The sequence below is a fragment of the Gilvibacter sediminis genome (genome assembly GCF_028561565.1).
Lineage (GTDB): Bacteria > Bacteroidota > Bacteroidia > Flavobacteriales > Flavobacteriaceae > Gilvibacter > Gilvibacter sediminis.
This window is the reverse complement of record NZ_JAQQTE010000001.1, coordinates 1,067,573-1,087,445: the sequence shown is the minus strand read 5'-3', so window position 1 is coordinate 1,087,445 and position 19,873 is coordinate 1,067,573. Positions and strand designations below refer to the sequence as shown.

The window sequence follows — 19,873 nt, the reverse complement described above, 5'->3', positions numbered from 1 at the left end:
GCAAAGTATTGCTCTCACTGTTTGCCGTACTGTTGTTGAATGATTTTTTCTACCGGTTTGTTTTGTGGCGTAAACTGACTGTCGGTCTCGCCGTCAATGCGTTCATCAAAGGTGAACCACTTCCAAATGAAACCTCCCGCAAACCAAGGTTCTGACCAAACCGATTCAAACAAGGCCTGAGTGGTATTGGTCTGTGCCTCCAGATTCACAACCGTTTTAGTATGGTCGCTATCCCAAGGTTCCTTCCCAGAGAAGTCCGTGGATCTGTATCCGTACTCCGTAAAGATGATCGGTCGCTCTTCTCGCGCACTTACCGAGGCCAATTCCTGCTTCCATGGCAACCAGCCTGCTTTGGCTTCTTCCACGCTTGGCGTTTTACTATCCGCGACGGGGAAATAAGCATCTACGCCGATATAATCCAGTTCTGACCAAAAGGGAACACGTTTGTACTCATCCCAATTGGCTGCATAGGTCAATTCGCCTTTATAAATCGTTTTTATCTGCTGAATCAATGAGCTCCAATATTCCGGTCTGTTTACAATGAACTGCTCCAACTCCGTCCCAATACAGAACATTTCGGCTTGGGTATCTGCAGCCATTTGGGCATACTCCAAAATGAACGCGCTGTAAGAGGCTTCCAGAGTTTTCCAATCTGCTTCCGAATTCATTTTCATGTAACCGGTAAATTCGCCACGCCAAATCCAAATTTGAGGCTTGACCATGACCTTAATTCCATTTTCTTTGAGGACTTTGATATACTGAGTTGCACCTTCACGAGTCTCTCCAAACCACTGTCGCTCGGTATTGTGAATGATGTTCGGGTTATCCAAAGACCGAATAAACCCAAAAGGCATCACCGCGGCAAAGTTTGCATTGACATTCAGCACATGTTGTACCTCTGTATTGTCTGTCGGATTCCTGGCAGCGACATAACTCACACCATTGATCAACTGCTTTTGCTGTTGGGCGCAACTCCATGTCACCGCACCGAGCAATCCAACAATAAAAATCTTTAGGGTAGCCTTCATCTACAATTTTATTTGCAGATGAATTTACAAAATACCCCTGGTTAAAACACCGCTCTTAACCCAATATTAAAGGTTTCTCCAAGTCCGGTATCGTTCCCGCGAACAAAGTTGGTATACAGCCCTTCTATATTGAGTTCTTTAGTCAATTGGTATTTTACACCACCTCCAACGGCAGTAAAGTCTTGTGAAAAATCACTTCCCAGATCGATCAACTGCGAATGTTGTGCTAAAGCAAGTACGGTGAACTTACTGCTTGGGAAGTAACTCAAGAATACACCAGGAGTAAGTCTCAAACTGTTATTGGCAAAACTGGCCTGTTTGTCTCCAAAGTTCAATTCAGAATTCAGTTCTGTAAATAACTGCCAATCTCCTCCTTCAAAGGTATAGTCATAGAAGAAGCGGTTTTGCCAAATGAATCCGTCTTGATCCAAAAAGACACCGTCTTCCACTTCATTGTCTACCAAAGGAATAAAGAAGGAACTCTGAATGGAGAAATTATTGACGTTCTTAAGTGGAACAAATTTTACCGAGGGAGCAATGGAGGTCAATCCAGAACGGGCCGTTCCGCGTTCTCCATCAAATTGAAACACCTCTAAGGCGCCGCGATCTGCGATCACATTACTTCTAAATTCTAAGATCACCCCTAGGTTCCAACGGCGGTTCTCACCAATACCGGTATAGGCTTCTAAGGTTGATGTGAAGAAGGTTTCACGAGGCTCCGTTCCGTCTGAAAAGGTACTCTCTGTTTGCGTGTAGAGGTTGTTGAACCATTTGAGATCATACTGACCTTTACCAATCAATTTAGAAGGGGTTAAGGTTTGAATTACTGAACCTTCTGATTGATCGTCGTCTTGGGCGCTTAGCCCTAAGCTAATCAGTCCTAGAAAGACTGTTAGCAATATTTTCTTTTGCATAGTTGTTTTTTTAGTTTGTGCTTCTTGTGGTTCAAGAGTTATCGTATCAAACTCTTGAACACACAGAAGACTTTGGATATGTATTATTGAGCGTTCAGACGCCAGTCATAGCTGTAATAGCTGATCTTGGCTCCATCCGCGATGGGTGTAGTTCGGTACTTGTTCAAAAACCCAACTAGGGTTTGATCCTTCGTCACAAAATCTTCCTTGTACCATTTAAAAATCTCAGAAACTCCAACTTTCTTGCCCTTTACTTTGATAAAGTTTGGGTTGTTGACCGCCAGTTTGGTTTGTTGTTCCAAAAGCGAATCCACATTGGCTGGAGTGTAGGCCTGACTGATGAGCGGGGGGCATCCTTGCGCACCACAGACCAAGACAAAATGCACACGCGCGTCATTAAATACGGCACGTAGCTTTTTATTTTCAATATCATTTAGGGTGATCTTTTCTCCTCCTACGGCGTATTTCGTCTTATCAAAAAAGCCGGCTTTGTCTAGTGGAGAATTAATAGGGTAATTGTCAATGATTCCTTTGATCACTACCAAGTTGTAAGTGTTGATCCAAAAGGCGCGATAGGTATCCTCATCTGAGGTGTTCACTTTAATATCTCGAGCTTGATCCAAGAGTGCATTCAAGGCAGATGGATCGGCATTGATCCCTTTATAATCTACTTTTCCGTCAGCGACATGAGCGGCAAAAAAGCGCTCTGATCCACTAAAGAATTCTTGTGTAGACTGGGCCACAGCCATCCCTGGAAGCAGCAACCATAGTAGTGTTATATAGATTAGACTTTTCATAGTTCTTTTTGGTTTTGATGCCTTTTAGGTCGAAGGGTACGAACCATTACTTACAACATATTTTGAAAAATTTTGCGTAGTAATAATTTTCAATTCCTTACAGCGCTTCCAAAATTTAAAGCCATTCTAAATTGCTGAACTCTGTAATGTTACTAACTTTAAGTACGACTGATCGCTCAACTAACTCTCCAAAAATGGAACACATTGTAATCATTGGCAACGGTATTTCCGGCATAACTACAGCGCGTCATATCCGCAAGTTATCCAACCATAAAATAACCGTGATCTCTGCCGAAACCGACCATTTCTTTTCACGTACCGCCCTGATGTATATCTATATGGGTCATATGAAATACGAACATACCAAGCCCTATGAGGATTGGTTCTGGAAGGAAAATAGAATTGATCTTAAACGAGGCTTCGTGGAAGCTGTAGACACTGCGAAAAAAAGCCTGCAATTTGCAGAAGGAAGCAGTATAAACTATGACAAACTGGTATTGGCCACAGGCTCCAAACCGAATAAGTTCGGATGGCCCGGCCAAGACCTAGACGGCGTACAAGGATTGTATTCCAAACAAGACTTAGATGCGTTGGAGGTCAATGCTCCTAATAATAAAGTCTGTAAGCGTGCAGTGATCGTGGGCGGTGGACTTATTGGTATTGAATTGGCAGAAATGCTCAGTACTCGTGGTATTCCAGTGACCTTTTTAGTTCGAGAAGAGAGTTTTTGGAACGGCGTATTGCCCAGCGGAGAAAGCGGCATGATCAACCGACATATTGTGAGCCATCACATAGACTTGAGATTAGGCAGCAACCTGCGTGAGATCCTCGCTGATGAAAACGGCCGCGCTCGCGCAGTAGTGATTGATGAAACTGGCGAAGAACTGGCCTGTGACCTGGTTGGACTGACTGCAGGGGTATCTCCAAATATTGACTTTTTAAAAGACAGCGACATTGAATTAGGCCGCGGAATCAAAGTAAACCGTTTGTTGGAGACCTCAGCAAAAGACGTTTATGCCATTGGGGATTGCGCAGAACAGCGAGAAGCCATTGGCAACAGACGCCCGATAGAAGCCGTGTGGTACACCGGTCGAATGATGGGCGAAACCCTGGCTCAAACCCTCTGCGGAAATCCTACAGAGTACAAGCCCGGTCATTGGTTCAATTCTGCTAAGTTCTTTGATATTGAATACCAAACTTACGGTTGGGTGTTTAGTGATCGCAACAAAGCAGACCACGAACAACACTTCCACTGGGCCCATGAGGACGACACCAAATGTATCACCGTAGCCTATCACAAAGACTCGCGCTTGTTCTTAGGGATCAACACTTTTGGGATCCGCATGCGTCATGAAGTTTTTGACCGCTGGCTCACAGAAGGCCGCGATGTGGACTACGTTATGTCCCATTTAAAGCAAGCGAACTTTGACCCCGAGTTCTTTGCACATTTTGAAAACAATATTAATCGGGCATTCGCCAAAGAATTACAAACCGCATAATCATGAGTAGAGTTGATAAATCCATGAGCTTAGCTGGAGGACCTCCAGTAGCTATGAAAACAGGTCAAAAAATTGGAACCCTGCTCGGTTTGTTCGGTTTGGGAATTCTAACCTTGGCAACCTTTAATGTGAGCCTACCCAACCAAGGATTGTGGCTGGCCCTAGCCTTATTGTCTATAGGCGGAGGAATAATAATTTACAGCAAATCCTTGTATAAAGACACCCTTCCGGGTATAAAGAATCACGGAGTTTGGTTAAAATCGGTTTCGAGTCGAGGCTTTTGGGCCTGGGTGGCTGGAATTGCCTTAACTGGATTTTACATCGTACTCTATTTCTATGCGGAGCTTTTGGGGCAAGGCGTTGACGGTGCGGAGAATACAGGGCTCATCGGTCTTTTTGATCCTTTGAGTTACGCCTTAAAAGGACAACCTGCCAGCCAATGGTTTGTTTACGGAACGCTTTACACACTGGCTATTCTTGCCTTCGGAATCAAATTCATCTGGAAGTACCGCCACAACAGTTATGAAAAGATCCGTACAGGTAGCGTGATGTTCTTTCAAACGGTCTTTGCCTTTTTGATCCCAGAGATCATGGCGCGACTTAACGGCGATCTGCCGTATTATGACCTTAAGAATGTTTGGCCCTTGAACTACTACCTTTTTGACCAGTGGAACGTAGACGCCCTTTTGATCAACGGGAGCTTTGGACTGACCTTGCTCATCTGGGGAATTGCTTCCATTTTGGTGATCACACCTATTCTAACCTACCGTTACGGAAAGCGTTGGTACTGTAGCTGGGTATGTGGTTGTGGAGGTTTAGCCGAAACTGCCGGAGACTCCTTCAGACAACTCAGCGATAAATCCAGATCTGCGTGGCGTGTGGAACGCTGGGTGGTACACTCTGTATTGGTATTCGCTGTGGTGACCACTACGGGAGTTATTCATTCGTATTTAGGCGATGGCAGCCAGTACTGGTTTAGCCGCGGCACTTTCTTGATCACCGTAGGTGTGGTGCTTACTGTTCTCTTCGGATTGATCTGGAAGTACAAAAGACACGAACTTAAAAAAGACGCTCGTTACGGGGCAATAGGATATTTAGTGATCATTTTGGCGCTAATTGGACTGCACTTCAGTGCTGCTTCAGACAACTTATTGATCTTTCAAACTCATGAGGTGCGATCTACCTACGGCTTCTTGATTGGATCGGTTTTCAGCGGTGTGATCGGAACGGGATTCTACCCTATTTTCGGGAATCGCGTATGGTGCAGAATGGGCTGCCCCATGGCAGCAATTCTAGGCTTACAACAACGATTATTCTCTAAATTTAGAATCACCACCAACGGCGGACAATGTATTTCTTGCGGGAACTGTTCTACCTATTGTGAAATGGGAATCGACGTTCGTGCTTACGCCCAAAAAGGCGCCAATATTGTACGTGCTAGTTGTGTTGGCTGCGGAATCTGTTCAGCAGTTTGTCCACGTGGAGTGCTAAAACTAGAGAACGCTGATACCCAAGGACGCATCAATTCTAATGATGTATTGTTAGGAAATGATGTAGATCTAATGGACTTAGTGAATCAGCGTTAAAAAAGTTGAAAATTTATTGAAGAAAGTCGTTAGGGTCAACCCGAGGCTTCGTCTAAGGTTGTGTAATGAAACTTCAAAAAACCATAATCTTTTGCAGCTTGCTTTTCCTTCTGGGAATGCAAGCTGCATTTGGTATGGAAAAGTCCTACCATAAAAGCTATTACCCGGATGGAACCATCAAAGCAGAAGGCTGGTTGATGGACACTCAAAAAGTTGACTTTTGGATCTATTATCATCCCAACGGAAAAGTAGCCTCAAAAGGTCATTACCAAGCCAATACCATGCACGGCTATTGGCACTTTTACTATCCGCAGGGAAAATTGAAGAAGGAAGGCCACTTTGTCCTGGGAAGCATAGAGAATTGGTGGATTTTTTACGAACTTGGCAGCCGTAAGAAGAGCAAGTTTCAATTCAAAAACAACCAAAAAAACGGGTTTTGCCTGCGTTATGAAGGCAGTAGGCTTATTTTAGCCGAGAAGTATATAGCCGACAAAAAAGTGGGCCAATGGACTTCAATTCGCGCCTTTAAAAAAGATAATCCCGACGTTTCGTTTCGATGAATCCCCGTATTAAAGTCATTATTCCCGCCTTTAACGAAGAAGATTCTATAGGCAAAGTCATTGCAGACATTCCCGAGCTGGTGCAGGAGGTGATCGTGGTGAGCAACAATTCCACGGACCAAACTGAAGCCAATGCAGCTCAGGCTGGTGCGACGGTACTCAAAGAAACTCGCAAAGGATACGGTTATGCCTGTTTAAAGGGGATGCACTATATCGCAGAATCTGAACCCTTGCCCGATATCGTTGTGTTTTTAGACGGAGATTACAGCGATTACCCTGAAGAACTCACTAAACTTGTAGCTCCAATTATTGAGGACGATATAGATTTTGTCATTGGAGCTCGGGTCCCAGAATTGCGCGAAGCTGGTTCTATGACGGGACCTCAAATCTTCGGGAATTGGTTAGCCACCACATTGATGAAGCTTTTCTTTAGATCTAGCTTTACCGATTTGGGCCCATTTAGAGCGATCAAATACGACAAGCTCTTGGCTTTGAATATGGAAGACAAAACCTACGGCTGGACCGTGGAAATGCAACTCAAAGCCTTAAAAAAGAAATACAGTTATCGCGAAATACCCGTGAATTATCGCAACAGAATAGGGGTTTCCAAGGTTTCCGGAACGGTAAAAGGTGCTATCTTTGCTGGCGTAAAAATCTTGGGTTGGATTTTTAAATACAGTCTTAAAGGATGATACTTGAAACGCTAATATTGATTGTCTATTCGGCAGCCTTGATCATGATCTTCATGTACGCCTTGGCACAGCTGAATCTACTATTCAATTATCTGCGTGCCCGAAAAACCCAAAAAGACTCTCCCAAGTTTGACCTGAGTAAAAGTGATGAAGTTCCCTACGTCACTGTTCAGCTTCCTGTGTACAACGAGATGTACGTCATGGAGCGTCTACTCAGCAATATTGCCAAGCTAGAATATCCAAAAGACAAACTGGAAATTCAGGTTTTGGACGACTCCACGGATGAATCCTTTGCTAAAACTGCAGCCCAAGTTGCGGAACTTCAAAAGACTGGGTTGGATATTATTCACCTGAGTCGAGAAGATCGGGTTGGCTTTAAAGCAGGAGCGCTTAAAGAAGGACTGAAGACTGCCAAAGGAGAATTCATTGCGATCTTTGACGCAGATTTCCTGCCACAATCGGACTGGCTTAAAAAGACCATTCCCTACTTTAAAGATGAGCAAGTTGGTGTAGTACAAACCCGTTGGGGGCACCTTAACAGAGACTATTCGTTGCTCACTCGTGTACAGGCTTTTGCTTTGGATGCGCACTTTACCCTCGAGCAGGTTGGGCGTAATTCTCAAGGACATTTTATAAACTTCAACGGGACGGCCGGTGTTTGGCGTAAGCAGTGCATCATTGACGCTGGAAACTGGGAAGGCGACACCTTAACGGAAGACCTTGACCTCTCCTACCGCGCCCAACTCAAAGACTGGAAGTTCAAATATTTGGAAGAAGTGGAAACTCCGGCAGAACTGCCTGTGGTTATTTCTGCAGCGCGCTCGCAACAATTCCGCTGGAATAAGGGAGGCGCAGAGAACTTTAGAAAGATGCTTTCGCGTCTTTTAAAAAGCCAAAACATCTCGGCCAAAACTAAAGTCCACGGCATACTGCATTTGTTGAACAGCACCATGTTCTTAAACGTATTGATCGTAGCGATTTTGAGTATTCCTATCCTCTATATCAAAAATGAATACGAACACCTCAAGGTATACTTTGTGGTGATGAGTTTCTTTGTGATCAGTACGGTGATCTTCTTTATATGTTATTGGTTCACTTATAAAAATATCTATGGAGGCGGATGGAAGAATTTCCTGGAGTATGTAGGTATGTTCTTTACATTCTTCTCCGTGGCCATGGGCTTTTCCTTACACAATTCAATCGCCGTGCTGGAAGGTCATTTAGGTAAAAAGAGCGAGTTTATCCGAACGCCTAAATTCAACATCAGCAGTTTAAAAGACAGTTGGAAAGGCAATAAATACCTCAGAAAGAACCTGTCTCCAAACATCATCATTGAAGGTTTGTTGATGCTCTATTTTGGATTTGGAATGTACCTGGCCTTTGTGGTTGGCGACCAAGGTGGTGATTTTGGACTCTTCCCCTTCCACTTGATGCTTTTTATAGGCTTCGGATACGTATTCTTTAAAAGTCTTTTTAGTCGGGCTTAATTAGGCCAGAATGGACTTCTTGAATTGTTGCGGAGTCATGAGCTCCATCCGCTTGAATTGTCTGTTGAAATAACTCACATTATTAAATCCGGATTTATAAGCCACCTCAGCGATCAGTAGTTTTCTGTTGGATTTCATGAGTCTCTTGGAGAATTTGATTTTCTCTGCATTCATAAAATCGACTGGAGATACTCCTAAAGTATTCTTGAATTTCTTGTAAAAACTCGAGGTACTCATACAAGCTTTTGTAGCCAAAGTATCCACATTGATGGTGCTGTCTGTCAAATTCTCTTTGATGTATTTAACTACAGTGCCAATACGCGTATCACTAAAGGTCTCAAGGCCGTTGAGAATACTTTTGCGTGCCTTAGTCTGCAAAAGCCTCACGATCAGTTCTTGCAACATCAGATCCAAGAGCACGTCTTTATTGCGATCTCCATGGGTATAGGTCCGAACAAGGCGTTCAATAAGAAAGTTCACCTCAAGTTGATTGGTAAGGTGAGCAGCGATACCTTGATCCAAGGTCCAATTATTGTTCTCCCGTTCTATAGCTACAGATTCATTAAAACGGTGTGCAACCTCATCAATCTTTGTTGGATCGATTCCTAAAGCCAAACACTGGGTAGGAGTCTCTTTATTGGCAATTGGGAAGTCTATAACCATAGTCTCACCGCTGGGCATGACCACAGATTCACCCGGGAGAAAGTCAAAACTCGGGAGCCCTTCAAGATGCATCACCTTTTTCCCGGTAAGCATACTGGCAATGACCGGAAAATCAAAAGTCAGTGCCACTTTGTGAGCAACCGTGTGGGTTTCAAAGATGTTGAGTTCTGAAAAATCCGCACTGTAAATCGTGCGATTCTCCACTAATGTGTGGAGTTTTCTGCTCTCTTTATGTCTGGCTAAGGAGTGTTCCATAGGTTAATGTTACGCAATTTGAATGATTCCATCGACTTAAATGATGATATGTATCACTTTTTTGGAGAATCGTACAATTGACTACCAAATTCGTAAAATACTTTTATAACAAATTACAAATCAGCAATTAAACTATTAAAATTTTACGATTATGAGTGATATCAAAACACAAGCAGGCGTAGCGATAGAAAAACCTGCATTTAAAAATACTTATGACAACTTTATAGGAGGAAAATGGCTTGCGCCAGTAAAAGGCGAATATTTTCAAAGCGTTTCTCCTGTAGACGGAAACAGCTTTACTAAAGTGGCCCGCTCCACAGAAGAAGATATTGAACTTGCCTTGAATGCAGCGCATCTGGCTGCCAAATCGTGGAATAAAACATCCGCAGCTGAGCGCAGCAACCTACTATTAAAAATCGCCGACATCATTGAAAACAATATAGAAGTTTTGGCGCGTGCTGAGACTTGGGACAATGGTAAGCCCATTCGTGAGACGGTAAATGCAGATCTGCCTTTGGCCGTAGATCATTTTAGATATTTCGCCGGAGTCATTCGTGCAGAAGAAGGCACAGCTACCGAGCTTGACGCTACAACAGTATCCTTAAATATTTGGGAGCCTCTTGGAGTAGTCGCTCAGATCATTCCTTGGAACTTCCCCTTGCTGATGGCTGCTTGGAAATTGGCTCCTGCCCTAGCTGCTGGAAACTGTGTGGTCCTTAAACCTGCAGAACAAACTCCTGTTGCCATTATGATCCTAGCAGAACTCATTGAAGATGTCCTACCCGCAGGAGTATTGAATATTGTCAATGGCTTTGGTTTGGAAGCCGGAAAGCCACTTGCGACTAGTGAACGCATCAACAAGGTTGCCTTTACCGGAGAAACCGGAACCGGGCAATTGATCATGGAATACGCTGCTAAAAATATCATTCCAGTCACCTTGGAGTTGGGAGGAAAATCGCCCAATATCTTCTTTAAAAGTGTCATGGATGCAGATGATGAGTTCTTAGACAAAGCCATTGAAGGTGCGGTACTCTTTGCTTTCAATCAAGGGGAAGTATGTACCTGTCCCTCAAGAATTCTGGTACAAGAAGATATTTACGATCAGTTTATGGAGCGCGTAGTTGCGCGTACGGAAGCAATCGTTATGGGCCACCCGCTGGATGAAAACACCATGATGGGAGCACAAGCTTCAGAAGAGCAATACAACAAAATATTGAGCTATATAGATCTAGGAAAAGAAGAAGGTTGTGAAGTACTTACCGGAGGAGGTTCTGCCTTTAATGAAGGCCTAACAGGCGGATACTACATCCAACCTACCATCCTCAAAGGAAACAACAAAATGCGCGTATTCCAAGAGGAGATATTTGGACCTGTGGTCTGCGTAACCACCTTTAAAGATGAGGAAGAAGCTATTGCTATTGCAAACGATACCGCGTATGGATTAGGAGCTGGTGTTTGGACGCGTGATATGCATCAAGCTTATCAGATCTCAAGAGAGGTTGAGGCAGGACGTGTTTGGGTGAATAATTACCATGCCTATCCTGCACATGCTCCTTTTGGAGGTTATAAAAAGTCAGGGATTGGTCGTGAGACTCACAAGATGATGTTGGATCACTACCGCCAAACTAAAAACATGTTGATCTCTTACGATAAGAAAAAACTAGGATTCTTCTAGTAGTGGTTTATCGATCAAAAAAAAAGGGATGAAGTTAGCTTCATCCCTTTTTGCTTTTTAGTCTTTTCGCTTAAAACTCCACGTCCACGGTGACCTCTTCACCTTCACGCTGTACGGTAACCTTAGTGGATTGTCCTTTTTCAAATGAAGATAGTGCGCGCATATAACTCATCATATCCGTCACCAAGGAATCTCCCATTTTAATAACAATGTCTCCCTTGATCAGTCCGGCTTTCTGTGCGGGACGATCTTCTGAAACCCCATCAATGCGCATGCCGGTTCCGCTGTAAAGGTAATCAGGCACCACACCAAGACCCACCTTAAATCGAGGTACTTCTTCACTTTCATTCTTGGTTTTTCTAAAGGCGATTTCTCCTTGCGCACCTAGGTCTTTGATCACATCTAAAATAAAGCCTGAGATGGTTTCCATTCCCTCATAATTCAGCTTTTCAGCGTCATCACCGGGTTTGTGATAATCTTCATGCTGCCCGGTAAAGAAATGCAGCACGGGAATGTCTTGAAGATAGAAGGAAGTATGGTCTGACGGCCCAACTCCAGATTCGTGCTCTGAGATCTGAAAACGATCGTTATTATTGACAAACAGGGTTTGCTTGAAAATTGGCGACGTCCCTACTCCATGCACAGCCAGTTGCTTGTCTTCATTCAATCGACCTACCATATCCATATTGATCATATAGGTCACTTTTTCTAAATCTATGGTTGGATTCTTCACAAAGAAGTTAGATCCTAATAAGCCTAATTCCTCTCCAGAGAACGCAATGAATAAATAGTTGTTCTCAGTCATAGCGCTGTCCTGAACCTTCTTGGCTAGATTGAGCATTATGGCAACCCCGCTGGCATTATCATCAGCTCCGTTGTGAATGGCTTCTCCTTCGCGATAAAGGGATCCTTCTCCGCCCATACCCAAATGGTCATAGTGCGCTCCGATCACGACTGTAGTTTCTGCCTGATTGTCCAAATAACCGATCACGTTGGTTCCGGTGATGGTCCCATCAGACTTAATCGTATCAAAAGTGGCTTCGCGATGCGGATCGTTGGAAGGAGTAAAAGTGAAGGTCTGGTAATATCCGCCGGCTCCTTTTGGTTCTAAACCAAGGGCTCCATAGCGCATTTGAATATAATCCGCAGCCATGAGTTCATAGGGTGTTCCAGTATCTCTACCTTTCAAAGAATCCGAAGCTAAAAAAGCTACATCGTCTTTCATGCTCACGGACGTTTCCACTTCATTTTTACAACCGATCAAAGCGATTGCTGCTAGGATGCCAATAATTGCCTTCATATCCTTATTTTTGCGTAAAATTAGTTCAAAAATGATCCGTATCCCAATCTTTGCTTTACTATTATTACTGATTGGTTGTAAGCAAAATACAAGCGAAACCCCTGCCGAAAATCTAAGTGACGCAACTCCAAAAACTGAAGAGCGTCCCAACATGATGGAGATGAGTTCTGACACCCTCATTTACCCGGAGGAAAAGCACTTCAAAAGCATTAAACAAGTGACCTTTGGTGGGAACAATGCAGAAGCCTATTGGAGTTTTGACGATAAGCAAATGGTGTTTCAGGCAGATTACGGCAAATGGGGCGTAGAATGTGACCAGATGTTCCTATTGAACGTTGGTGAAGATCTAATGGACAAGCAACCTCCTATGGTTTCCACTGGTAAGGGACGCACCACTTGTTCTTATTTCTTGCCGGACAACAAGCACATCATTTATGCTTCGACTCACTTGGTGGATGAAAATTGCCCGGAAGTGCCATTGCGAGAGAATGGAAAATACGTTTGGCCGGTTTACGACTCCTTTGACATTTTTGTTGCCGACTTAGAAGGAAACATCACTGCCCAGCTCACCAACGAGCCTGGTTATGATGCAGAACCTACCGTATCGCCTCAAGGAGATCGAATTGTGTTTACTTCCACGCGTTCTGGAGATCTGGAGCTTTACACCATGAATCTAGACGGAAGCGATGTAGTGCAGATCACTGATGAACTCGGTTACGACGGAGGCGCCTTCTTCTCGCCAGACGGAACCAAGATCATTTTTAGATCCAGCCGTCCAAAAACGGATGCAGCCATCAAAGAATACAAAGATTTACTAGCTCGCGGATTGGTGCAACCTACAGAAATGGAGCTTTACATCTGTAATGCAGACGGTTCTGATCTGCGTCAATTGACCAACTTAGGCAATGCCAACTGGAGTCCTTTCTTCCACCCTTCTGGAGAGAAGATCATCTTTTCCAGTAATCATGAAAACACCGGTGGATTTCCGTTCAATTTATACATGATTGATCTGGACGGTCGCAACTTAGAGCGCATCACCCACGGAAAGACCTTTGATGCCTTCCCAGTTTTCTCTAACGATGGACGCTACCTAGCCTTCTCATCCAACAGAAACAATGGCGGAACGCGAGACACCAACCTGTTCATTGCTGAGTGGAAAGACTAGTTTTTGAACGCACTTAAAACATATCTTCAAGGGTCGCCTGCAGCCGTGCTGGCGATCCTTTTTAGTTTAGTAGCCTATTATTTTATGGGCTATGAACTGGACCGCTCTGACTTTGGCCAACTGATGGGCGGCGTACTCATTTTATTTGCAGCAGCAGGGCTTTTAATTTACAACCCCAAGCTTAAGTTTTGGCATTTGGTTTTGATCGGTGTGGTCTTTAGGTTGATTCACATTGTGGTCACGCCCAATTTATCACAAGATTTTTACCGCTTTATCTGGGACGGAAGAATCATATTGGCTGGGCTGAACCCCTATGATTTCACCGTTTTTGAAATTCTAACGGAACAATACATCAGCAACTTCCAAGACCCTGTAAGCATAGCCGATGCGCAAACCCTATTTAATGGAATGGGTGATCTCAATGCCAGCCATTACAGCAACTATCCGCCTTTAAACCAAGGATTTTTTGTACTGGCAGCGTGGTTGGGAGGAAACTCCATCTTGGGCACTGTGGTGGCCATGCGGGTCTTGCTTATTCTCGCGGACCTGGGTATTCTGTGGATTGGTAAAAAGACCTTAGAATACCTCAAAATGGACAGCAAGCGCATCTTTTGGTACTTCTTGAATCCCTATATCATTATTGAGCTCACCGGGAACCTTCATTTTGAAGGCAGCATGTTGTTCTTTTTATTGGCAGGAATCTATCTGGTACTTCGCAAGCACTATGTTCTTGCAGGTTGTTTGATCGGCTTTTCAATTTCTGTTAAGCTGATTCCGCTAATGCTGTTGCCGCTGTTCTTCCGCTATTTTATTCCCAAAAAGACTTTTCAAGGTGGTTTTAAAAACCTCTTTGAGTTCTACGGATTTGCTTTGATAATCGCCGCCGGAAGCTTCTTGGCCTTTTTATCGATGGACTTCTTGGATAATTTTTCCAAGTCTATTGGTTTGTGGTTCCAAACCTTTGAATTCAATGCGAGCGTGTATTATATCATTCGCTGGATTGGCTATCAAACGGTGGGTTGGAATATTATTGCCGACGTGGGCAAGATCCTGCCGCTGATCATTATTGGCGTGTTGTGTTTGCTTGGCTTGTTTAGAAAGATAAGCAGTCCAAAAGACCTATTTAGCGGTCTTCTGTTGGCGGTTAGCTTTTACTTCTTGCTTTCAACAACCGTGCATCCTTGGTATGTAGCTACTCCATTGCTGCTCTCTATTTTTACACGCTACCGTTTTGCCTTGGTTTGGTCATTAATGATCTTCTTATCCTACAGCGCATACGGCCATCAAGGCTTTGATGAAAAGCTACATATGGTTGCCATAGAATACCTGGTGGTACTCGCAGTATTTATTTGGGATTTAAAGCGGATTGGGTTTAGAGCATCTTCAAGTACGCCACTTCCTGCTCAGTCAAATGACGCCAGCGGCCTCGAGGCAGATCCTTCTTAGTCAAGCTACCGATAGTCACACAATCCATACGCACCACTTGATATCCGAAGTGTTCAAAAATGGTACGCACAATACTGGTCCCCGTATGCTTGATCTTTAAACCGACCTCTTTTTTAGGCGCTTTATCCACATAGGAGATGTCTTCCACCATTACCTCTTTGTTATCGATCTTAAAACCTTCTTTGATCTTACGCAGATCTTCTGCTTTTAGGTTCTTGTCTAACTCAATATGAAACAAACGTCCCGGTGCCTTAGGGGAATTGGTGAATTTAGAATTGATGCTCGCATCGTTTGTAAAAAGTAGTAATCCTGTAGCATTACGCCCTAAACGTCCAATAGGCTTAATGTTGGCCTTAGTGCTATTCCCAACCAAATCCATAACGGTATTGCCCTTCTCTTCACTTGTGGTAGTTGCAAAGCCTTTGGGCTTGTTCAACAAGACATAGGCGTTGGGTTCTGGCTGAATTCGCGCACCGTCAAATCGCACCTCATCTCCTGGTTGCACGCGGAATCCCATTTGATCAATTACCTTGCCGTTGACCATTACCTGACCCGTAGCGATATACATATCAGCCTCACGGCGGGAACAAACTCCGCTGTTCGCGATATACTTATTCAAACGAATCCCCGATTGCTCTTTGGGTGCTTCTTTTTTGGCGGGTGACTTTTTAAAGTTACCGCCTTTGTTTTTGGGATTGCCTTTTCTACCTCCGCGCTGCATGTCTTAAATTTTGCCGCAAAGATAGTATAAAGGGCAATGCAAAAATTTTTAATCGTTAAAACTTGCTGTCGACTGTCTGGCTCTATTGACTTGAAGCTGAGTGACGTCAGGTCGGGAGTAATGACCCACTGGATCAAAATTCTGTCGCTCTTGCAAAACCCGCTCATAATCGAGCTCTGCGTAGATATTTCCTTCTTCATGCAAAACAGGAGGAATGATCCACTCCCCATCGGGGCCGGCAATAGCACTTCCGCCATTGGCCAAAACATCAGGAGCATTTTTAAGCAGCTCTTCTAAATAAGGGGTGTCCTTTGGAAAATCCGAAGGGCGCATCAAAGCAGAAACAGAGATCACAAAACTGCGGCCTTCACGCGCCATGAATCTAGTGATGTCTTTGGTATTGTGATCACTTCCTGGCCAGACGGCTATATGCAAGTCTTCTCCTTGCGCATAGAGAGAGGCACGAGGTAATGGCATCCAATTCTCCCAGCAATTCAAGCCACCGGCCGTAAAACGCTTTAAAGGATGTACGCGCAAACCGTGGCCGTCACCAGGAGACCAAGTGAGTCGCTCGTCATAGGTAGGTTGTAGTTTTCTGTGGACCGATTGGATTTGCCCTTGCTGATCAATGTAGACTAAGGAAGCATAAATACTCTTGCCTCCACGATCTAACGGACGTTCAATGATTCCTAGATAAACAGCCATCTGATGTTTGGCAGCTAATGCGCATACGGCATCCAGCTCACCTTTTTCAATACAAACTGCATTGTTCACATAATGGGCGTGCAAGGTCTTGTTGATGTCCAAATTCCATCCGGCGCCATGCGTCAAGGCCAACCAAAAAGGATAACCGGGAACTACACCTTCTCCAAAGACGATCAGCTCTGTACTTTCCTTAGCGGCCTGCTCTATGTGGTGCATGACCTTATCTAGTGTTGCTGATTTATTCAACCAAACCGGCGCGATCTGCGCCATGGCTACATTAAGGGTATTGGAATTGCTCATTATAAAAATCGTTTCAAGATCAGATCGACATTAATCAGTACTATACTAAAGACGCCCAGGACTATGATTCCTTTCAAAAGGCCGTGTAAAATTAAGTAATGTAGTTTGCGTTTGGAACGCCACAAGACAATTAAAAACAGGATCAGCGCTAAGGCACTTGCGTAAAAGTAATAGTCCATATAGCCGACTTCAAAATACATTAGCAGTAAGGCAATAGGAACTAGTGTGGTTAAACAAAGCCCAGTGATCAATCCCTTAGCAATACGCTCTCCATAGACCACGGGAACTGTTTTGTAGTTCAGCGTTAGATCCCCAGTGATGTTCTCCAGATCTTTGACCACCTCACGCATCCACAGTAATAGAAACAAAAAGGTTGCGTGCACAAAGATCACCGTTTCAAAATTGCTGTAGTAGATAAACACGGCAAAGAATGGGGTCACAGAAAGCATGGCAGCAATAATATTACCCAGCCCTGTGATCCTTTTAAACTTGTGCGAGTACAACCAAATTCCAAAAATATAGGCAGAAAAGAAGATCACCGCTTTAAAGGAAACATAGCTCGCAAAGACCACAGATAAGAAGTTCAGCACAAAATACACGCTGAGTTTGGTCCGTTGGCTTACCAAGCGGTCCAACATGGATTTTCGCGGTCGGTTGATCAAGTCCTTTTCACTGTCGTAGAAATTATTGATGATATAACCCGAGGCTATCGCAACGGAAGAAGCCAAGACTAACATCAACAAATTGAGATCAAAAATCACCTCTTTTAAAGGTAACTGAGGCGCCAAAATGTAAATGGAAGTTAGGTATTGGGCCAAAACCAATATCAATACGTTATAGCCGCGCACCACAGAAAACAAACTCAGTGCCTTGGTAATAAGCAGTTTGTTTTTGCGAGACAACATTTTGTTGTGAACTATTGAAAGTTGGGGGAATTTCTTTTAAAAAGTGTAAACCACCTCTAGCTTGTGACCTTGTAGTGCTTTACGCGCCTTTTCCATATCTTGGGTGAACCCGAGCATATAACCTCCTCCGCCAGATCCGCAGAGTTTAAGGTAGTAAGCATTGGTTTCAATTCCTTTTTTCCAAAGGGTATGAAACTGCTTTGGGATCATCGGCTTAAAGTTGTCTAAAACAACCTTGGAGAGGTCTTTCACATTTCTGAACAAGGAACTTACGTCACCTTTGAGGAAATCTTCCACGCAGGCATCAGTATGCTTGACAAACTGGTCCTTAAGCATTTTTCTAAAGCCTTCTTGCTTCATGTTTTCCATGAAGATCTGCACCATTGGAGCGGTCTCTCCAGTAATTCCACTATCCAAAAGGAACACAGCTCCTTGCCCTTTTTGATCTTGTGATGGAATTCCCGCAGGCTCAATGCTGTCTTTAGAATTGATCAAAATCGGCAAACTCAAATAACTATTCAGAGGATCCAAGCCCGAGGATTTTCCATGGAAGAATGATTCCATGGCTCCAAAGATCTGCTTGAGTTGCAGTAGCTTCTCGCGAGTCAAGTTTTCTAGAACAGTGATCTTTTCAGCGGCATACTTATCGTAAATCGCAGCGACCAATGCACCACTGCTTCCAACGCCGTATCCTTCTGGGATGCTGGAGTCAAAATAAAGGCCATTCGCTACATCTGCTTCAAGAGATTCAATATCGAATTGAACCAATTCAGGCTGATCCTGTTGCAACTGTTTTAAATGAGCAGCAAAGCGTTTGAGACTTTGATTGGATCGTTGTGTAGCCACAGTTTTGTGGGCGTCGATCTTTAAAGCTCCGTTATAAAAGTTATACGGAATGGATAAGCCTTTAGAATCCTTGATGATTCCATATTCACCAAAGAGTAAGATTTTAGAATAAAAGAGTGGTCCTCTCATGATATAGTATTGGGCGCAGGTTGGCTTAAAACGTTACAACCAACCTCTAAATACAAAAATACAATTTGATTTTGACATTAACAGTAAAATACTGACAATTTAAATCGCTGAGCATTACAGCCTTACCGCTCCTGCTCCAACTTGATCATGAATATAAGCACCCTCTTTGCAATGCGGTTTAAGCTGGCTTTCAATGAGTTCTCTGACCGCTTCCTTGTGCTTTGCCGGATAGAGCAAATGCACATTCGCACCAGCATCTAAGGTGAAGCAGGCTGGGATACCCGTTTCTTTTCTAAAACTCCAGATCTTGTTAATGATCGCAAGTGTAGCGGGTTTCATGAGGATGAAGTAAGGCGAAGAGGTCAACATCATGGCGTGCAGACTCAGGGCTTCTGACTCCACTAAGGCGATAAAGGCATCCAAGTCACCGGTAGCCAAAATAGGCTTAATGGCCAGCATATTGGATTGGGCTTGGTCAAATCGCTGCGAGGCGAAAGGGTGATCATGCATAAGGCCGTGACCTACTGTACTACTGACCACTTTTTCTCCAGTATCTACAAGTAAGACCGTGTCACAAAAATCGCGAAAGACCTCATGAACCATATCAGGGTAAGGGATGGCAAACAAATCGCTTGAACCTGGAATTTCCTCATGAGCCCCCCAAACTACTAGGCCACCGTCAATACTGCGTGCGGCACTACCGCTTCCCAGTCGAGCTAAAAATGAAGCTTTCTTTTTGAAATCGGTATCACTTAAAGGGGTTTCAAGCAATTGCGATTCAATCTCCAGCAAGCACAGCGCAAGCGCACTCATACCACTGGCAGAAGAGGCTATTCCACTACTGTGCGGAAAACTGTTGCTGGTGTGCAGCGTAAAGCTGTAATCTTCTAAAAAAGGGAGATAAGGCCCGGCAATACTGAAGAACTTTTCAATTTTCGGAACAAAATCGGCTTGAGGCTTCCCGTCTAATAATACGGTAATGTCAAAGCCTGGTCTAGACTTGGGATCAAAGGCTAAACGCGTGGATGTGGCGCAATGATCCAAGGTGAAGCTGATGGAAGTATTCTTAGGTAATTGTTGGCCGTGCTTGCCCCAATACTTGACAAGGGCAATATTACTGGGTGATTTCCAAGCTACGGAACCTGATTCGACCGTATTAGTGTAAGCTTGAGGAAGAAATTCCTGATGCAGTTCTGACAT

General features: G+C 43.9%; 18 protein-coding genes. 8 read left to right on the top strand and 10 right to left on the bottom strand.

Annotation, left to right across the window (positions count from 1 at the left end):
- Positions 1–14 precede the first annotated feature (14 nt).
- The 3 genes from POW22_RS04905 to POW22_RS04895 all read right to left on the bottom strand — a co-directional run bounded on the left by POW22_RS04905 (position 15) and on the right by POW22_RS04895 (position 2,739).
- Complete coding sequence (locus POW22_RS04905; RefSeq protein WP_272831508.1) at positions 15–1,028, bottom strand: glycoside hydrolase family 113; 1,014 nt, start codon at positions 1,026–1,028, stop codon at positions 15–17.
- Positions 1,029–1,069: 41 nt separating this feature from the next.
- Positions 1,070–1,942 carry a hypothetical protein gene (locus POW22_RS04900; protein ID WP_272831507.1) on the bottom strand — a complete coding sequence of 291 codons (873 nt, stop codon included), beginning with the start codon at positions 1,940–1,942 and terminating at the stop codon, positions 1,070–1,072.
- An 83-nt stretch (positions 1,943–2,025) separates the two neighbouring features.
- Entirely contained in the window at positions 2,026–2,739 is a 714-nt protein-coding gene (locus POW22_RS04895; protein WP_272831506.1) for a DUF547 domain-containing protein, read from the bottom strand.
- A gap of 194 nt (positions 2,740–2,933) precedes the next feature.
- Between POW22_RS04895 and POW22_RS04890 the strand changes: the two genes are divergently transcribed.
- The 5 genes from POW22_RS04890 to POW22_RS04870 all read left to right on the top strand — a co-directional run bounded on the left by POW22_RS04890 (position 2,934) and on the right by POW22_RS04870 (position 8,563).
- The gene (locus tag POW22_RS04890; RefSeq protein ID WP_272831505.1) at positions 2,934–4,238 is read left to right on the top strand and encodes an NAD(P)/FAD-dependent oxidoreductase; all 1,305 of its coding nucleotides are present in this window, start codon (positions 2,934–2,936) and stop codon (positions 4,236–4,238) included.
- 2 nt (positions 4,239–4,240) lie between these two features.
- Positions 4,241–5,824, top strand: a complete 1,584-nt coding sequence (locus tag POW22_RS04885) for a 4Fe-4S binding protein (protein WP_272831504.1) — start codon at positions 4,241–4,243, stop codon at positions 5,822–5,824.
- 134 nt (positions 5,825–5,958) lie between these two features.
- Positions 5,959–6,384, top strand: coding sequence for a toxin-antitoxin system YwqK family antitoxin (locus POW22_RS04880; RefSeq protein WP_272831503.1), 426 nt, complete (start codon positions 5,959–5,961; stop codon positions 6,382–6,384).
- Positions 6,381–7,076, top strand: coding sequence for a glycosyltransferase family 2 protein (locus POW22_RS04875; protein ID WP_272831502.1), 696 nt, complete (start codon positions 6,381–6,383; stop codon positions 7,074–7,076). The genes POW22_RS04880 and POW22_RS04875 overlap by 4 nt, the downstream gene beginning before the upstream one ends.
- Positions 7,073–8,563, top strand: coding sequence for a cellulose synthase family protein (locus POW22_RS04870; RefSeq protein ID WP_272831501.1), 1,491 nt, complete (start codon positions 7,073–7,075; stop codon positions 8,561–8,563). The genes POW22_RS04875 and POW22_RS04870 overlap by 4 nt, the downstream gene beginning before the upstream one ends.
- On the opposite strand, the gene POW22_RS04865 is transcribed toward POW22_RS04870, so the two are convergent.
- Positions 8,564–9,481, bottom strand: a complete 918-nt coding sequence (locus POW22_RS04865) for an AraC family transcriptional regulator (protein ID WP_272831500.1) — start codon at positions 9,479–9,481, stop codon at positions 8,564–8,566.
- A gap of 151 nt (positions 9,482–9,632) precedes the next feature.
- Here POW22_RS04865 and POW22_RS04860 point away from each other — a divergent pair, with 151 nt between their 5' ends.
- On the top strand, positions 9,633–11,156 hold the full coding sequence (locus POW22_RS04860; RefSeq protein WP_272831499.1) for an aldehyde dehydrogenase family protein: 1,524 nt from the start codon (positions 9,633–9,635) through the stop codon (positions 11,154–11,156).
- A gap of 70 nt (positions 11,157–11,226) precedes the next feature.
- Here POW22_RS04860 and POW22_RS04855 read toward each other — a convergent pair whose 3' ends face one another.
- The gene (locus POW22_RS04855; protein ID WP_272831498.1) at positions 11,227–12,456 is read right to left on the bottom strand and encodes a M28 family peptidase; all 1,230 of its coding nucleotides are present in this window, start codon (positions 12,454–12,456) and stop codon (positions 11,227–11,229) included.
- Positions 12,457–12,616: 160 nt separating this feature from the next.
- Between POW22_RS04855 and POW22_RS04850 the strand changes: the two genes are divergently transcribed.
- Together POW22_RS04850 and POW22_RS04845 are read left to right on the top strand one after the other, a co-directional pair.
- The gene (locus POW22_RS04850) at positions 12,617–13,621 is read left to right on the top strand and encodes a TolB family protein (protein ID WP_336407702.1); all 1,005 of its coding nucleotides are present in this window, start codon (positions 12,617–12,619) and stop codon (positions 13,619–13,621) included.
- Between the two features lie 3 nt (positions 13,622–13,624).
- Entirely contained in the window at positions 13,625–15,067 is a 1,443-nt protein-coding gene (locus POW22_RS04845; RefSeq protein WP_272831496.1) for an MptA/MptB family glycosyltransferase, read from the top strand.
- On the opposite strand, the gene POW22_RS04840 is transcribed toward POW22_RS04845, so the two are convergent.
- The 5 genes from POW22_RS04840 to POW22_RS04820 form a co-directional block, all read right to left on the bottom strand.
- Positions 14,994–15,788 (bottom strand): pseudouridine synthase, encoded by a 795-nt coding sequence (locus POW22_RS04840; protein WP_272831495.1) that lies wholly within the window; start codon positions 15,786–15,788, stop codon positions 14,994–14,996. The genes POW22_RS04845 and POW22_RS04840 overlap by 74 nt on opposite strands.
- Before the next feature lie 48 nt (positions 15,789–15,836).
- Positions 15,837–16,793, bottom strand: coding sequence for a carbon-nitrogen hydrolase family protein (locus tag POW22_RS04835; RefSeq protein ID WP_272831494.1), 957 nt, complete (start codon positions 16,791–16,793; stop codon positions 15,837–15,839).
- A complete protein-coding gene (locus POW22_RS04830) occupies positions 16,793–17,698 on the bottom strand; it encodes a geranylgeranylglycerol-phosphate geranylgeranyltransferase (RefSeq protein WP_272831493.1) in 906 nt (301 codons plus the stop codon). The genes POW22_RS04835 and POW22_RS04830 overlap by 1 nt, the downstream gene beginning before the upstream one ends.
- A gap of 36 nt (positions 17,699–17,734) precedes the next feature.
- The gene (locus tag POW22_RS04825; RefSeq protein WP_272831492.1) at positions 17,735–18,673 is read right to left on the bottom strand and encodes a mevalonate kinase family protein; all 939 of its coding nucleotides are present in this window, start codon (positions 18,671–18,673) and stop codon (positions 17,735–17,737) included.
- 114 nt (positions 18,674–18,787) lie between these two features.
- Positions 18,788–19,873 carry a diphosphomevalonate decarboxylase gene (locus POW22_RS04820; protein WP_272831491.1) on the bottom strand — a complete coding sequence of 362 codons (1,086 nt, stop codon included), beginning with the start codon at positions 19,871–19,873 and terminating at the stop codon, positions 18,788–18,790.

Coding starts and splice junctions, on each gene's coding strand:
- POW22_RS04900 (WP_272831507.1), bottom strand. CDS start 1,942: ATGCAAAAGAAAATATTGCTAACAGTCTTTCTAGGACTGATTAGCTTA.
- POW22_RS04875 (WP_272831502.1), top strand. CDS start 6,381: ATGAATCCCCGTATTAAAGTCATTATTCCCGCCTTTAACGAAGAAGAT.
- POW22_RS04835 (WP_272831494.1), bottom strand. CDS start 16,793: ATGAGCAATTCCAATACCCTTAATGTAGCCATGGCGCAGATCGCGCCG.
- POW22_RS04840 (WP_272831495.1), bottom strand. CDS start 15,788: ATGCAGCGCGGAGGTAGAAAAGGCAATCCCAAAAACAAAGGCGGTAAC.
- POW22_RS04870 (WP_272831501.1), top strand. CDS start 7,073: ATGATACTTGAAACGCTAATATTGATTGTCTATTCGGCAGCCTTGATC.
- POW22_RS04905 (WP_272831508.1), bottom strand. CDS start 1,028: ATGAAGGCTACCCTAAAGATTTTTATTGTTGGATTGCTCGGTGCGGTG.
- POW22_RS04830 (WP_272831493.1), bottom strand. CDS start 17,698: ATGTTGTCTCGCAAAAACAAACTGCTTATTACCAAGGCACTGAGTTTG.
- POW22_RS04865 (WP_272831500.1), bottom strand. CDS start 9,481: ATGGAACACTCCTTAGCCAGACATAAAGAGAGCAGAAAACTCCACACA.
- POW22_RS04880 (WP_272831503.1), top strand. CDS start 5,959: ATGGAAAAGTCCTACCATAAAAGCTATTACCCGGATGGAACCATCAAA.
- POW22_RS04890 (WP_272831505.1), top strand. CDS start 2,934: ATGGAACACATTGTAATCATTGGCAACGGTATTTCCGGCATAACTACA.
- POW22_RS04820 (WP_272831491.1), bottom strand. CDS start 19,873: ATGTCAGAACTGCATCAGGAATTTCTTCCTCAAGCTTACACTAATACG.
- POW22_RS04895 (WP_272831506.1), bottom strand. CDS start 2,739: ATGAAAAGTCTAATCTATATAACACTACTATGGTTGCTGCTTCCAGGG.
- POW22_RS04860 (WP_272831499.1), top strand. CDS start 9,633: ATGAGTGATATCAAAACACAAGCAGGCGTAGCGATAGAAAAACCTGCA.
- POW22_RS04850 (WP_336407702.1), top strand. CDS start 12,617: ATGAGTTCTGACACCCTCATTTACCCGGAGGAAAAGCACTTCAAAAGC.
- POW22_RS04855 (WP_272831498.1), bottom strand. CDS start 12,456: ATGAAGGCAATTATTGGCATCCTAGCAGCAATCGCTTTGATCGGTTGT.
- POW22_RS04825 (WP_272831492.1), bottom strand. CDS start 18,673: ATGAGAGGACCACTCTTTTATTCTAAAATCTTACTCTTTGGTGAATAT.
- POW22_RS04885 (WP_272831504.1), top strand. CDS start 4,241: ATGAGTAGAGTTGATAAATCCATGAGCTTAGCTGGAGGACCTCCAGTA.